We start from the raw sequence: 2,303 nt of genomic DNA, 5'->3' as shown, positions 1-2,303 counted from the left end.
GCTGCACGACAAAAGCCAGATCCATCTGACGATGGTACAAATGCCCGCGCTCAACACGCCGCAATTCGATTGGGCGCTGTGCCACATGCCTCATGCACCGCAGCCTGTGCCGCCGATCTTTCAGCCAGAAGTGGCGGCTCAGGCCATCGTATGGGCTGCGACGCACCGCCGCCGCGAACTTTTTGTCGGTCTGTCGTCGGTGAAGGCCATCGTGGGCAACATGCTTGCGCCCGGCTGGCTCGATCACTATCTGGGCAGAAAGGGTTACGCCATGCAGCAGCGAAACGCTTCCCTGCCCACGGACGCGCCATCGAATTTGTTTCAGAGCGTGCATGGTAAGCATCGTGTGCATGGTTCGTTTGACGATGAGGCGTGTGCGTCGAGCCCCGCGTTGTGGATGGACACACATCGCGGCGCCATGCTGATTCCCATTGCGGTGGCGCTAGCGCTGTTATGCCGGCGAGCCGTTAAGCGGTGATGCAGCAGAGGGTAATGCAGCAGAGCAGTACTGCAGCAGAGCCATGTGACCGGCAGCACCCATGCGAGCCGTGTGCCCCGGCGACGACGGGGACGCAGGAAGGGAGGTTAAAAAGTCCATGCCCATGCGAATCGAAGACTACGCGCTCATTGGCGACGGGCGCTCGGCGGCCCTCGTCAGTCGTCATGGGTCGACCGAGTGGCTATGTTGGCCGGCTTTCGACGCAGACACCTGCTTTGCTGCGCTGCTCGGCGACGATCGCCATGGCGTCTGGCGCCTTACGCCACGAGATCACATCCAGCGCGCATCTCGACGCTACATTGAGGAGGGACTTGTTCTCGAGACCACGCTTGTCACCGCGCTGGGCACGCTAATCCTCACCGACTGGATGGACTGGACCGCTGCCGTGCCGGTGCTGGCAAGGCAGATACGGTGCGAGGGCGGGGCAGTCGAGGTCGAGTGCGATTTGTCCGTTCGTTTCGACTACGGACGCGCCGTGCCGTGGCGCAGGCAGACAGGCGAACGCACGTACTTAGTGGCCGGCGCCCATACCCTGTGGTTTGACGGAGCAAGCGAAGCGTCGAACCAAAGCAACGACGTCCAACTTCGCTTCACGATGCAACCCGGCGAGCGTCGGGCCTTTACGCTGGCCTGCAGCGGCTCCAGTGAGCCCGCGCCCGCAGTACCCGATCCTGGTACAGCACTTGAGCACACACTGGCGTTCTGGAAAGGCTGGGCGTTGCAATGCAAGGTCGGCGGCCTCTACCGCGAAGCGATCCAGCGATCGCTGGTGGTGCTTAAGGCCCTGTCCGACCGGGAGACCGGGGCGATCGTCGCCGCGCCCACGAGTTCGCTGCCCGAGGCTTTTGGGGGCGAGCGCAACTGGGACTATCGCTTCTGCTGGCTGCGCGACGCGAGCTTTACCTTGTTGGCGCTTGTGAACGGCGGATACCGAGACGAGGCCGCGAACTGGCGCGACTGGGTCGTGCGCGCAATCGGCGGCGATCCGGCGCAGTTGCAGATCATGTATGCGCTTGACGGGTCTCGTCACGTTGACGAATGGGAGTGCGACTGGTTACCTGGATACGAAGGGGCGACCCCGGTACGTTTTGGCAACGGCGCGGTCAGTCAGCGTCAGCTCGACATCTACGGAGAAGTACTCAACGCCCTGTATCAGTGCCGCCACGCCGGTCTTGCGCCGGACGAGGACGCCTGGCGCCTCGAATGCGGACTGATCGAACATTTGAGCCATGTGTGGGAGAAGCCAGACAAAGGGATCTGGGAGATCCGCGATCAACCCCGGCAGCTTACGCTCTCCAAGGTGATGGTTTGGGTCGCCATCGATCGGGCGTTGCGCTCGTCGCGTGAGCACGGCCACGATGCGCCCGAAGAAACGTGGCAACGCTTCGCTTCGCAGGTTCGGGACGAAGTGATGAAGCGAGGCTTCAACCCGAAGCTGGGCTCGTTCACGCAGACCTACGACGGCGAGGAGCTCGACGCGAGCCTCTTGCTGATTCCATTGACGGGATTTTTACCGGCAAACGACCCCCACGTAATGGGAACGGTCCGGGCGATCGAAAGCCAACTACTCGAGAATGGGCTACTGAAGCGTTATCGCACGGCAAACGACGGCATTGACGACGAGGAAGGTGCATTCCTCGCGTGCAGTTTCTGGCTTGCGCACGTGCGGCACTTGCAGGGGCGAGAAAGCGAGGCGCGCGAGCTCTTCGAACACCTGCTCACGCTGCGCAACGATGTGGGCCTGCTTTCGGAAGAGTACGACACGAAGGCCAAGCGGCAGTGCGGTAATTTTCCGCAAGCTTTC

At 62.2% G+C, this 2,303-nt stretch carries 1 protein-coding gene and 1 pseudogene; both read left to right on the top strand.

What is annotated here, in order from left to right; all coding sequences use genetic code 11:
* A pseudogene (locus AWB74_RS44105) lies at positions 1–478 on the top strand (SDR family oxidoreductase); the annotation flags it as partial.
* A 124-nt stretch (positions 479–602) separates the two neighbouring features.
* Positions 603–2,303 (top strand): glycoside hydrolase family 15 protein (locus tag AWB74_RS44100; protein ID WP_160110411.1); only part of this gene is annotated, 1,701 nt, incomplete at its 3' end.

Source organism: Caballeronia arvi (assembly GCF_001544695.2).
Taxonomy (GTDB): domain Bacteria; phylum Pseudomonadota; class Gammaproteobacteria; order Burkholderiales; family Burkholderiaceae; genus Caballeronia; species Caballeronia arvi.
This window is presented reverse-complemented; position numbering and strand designations above follow the sequence as displayed.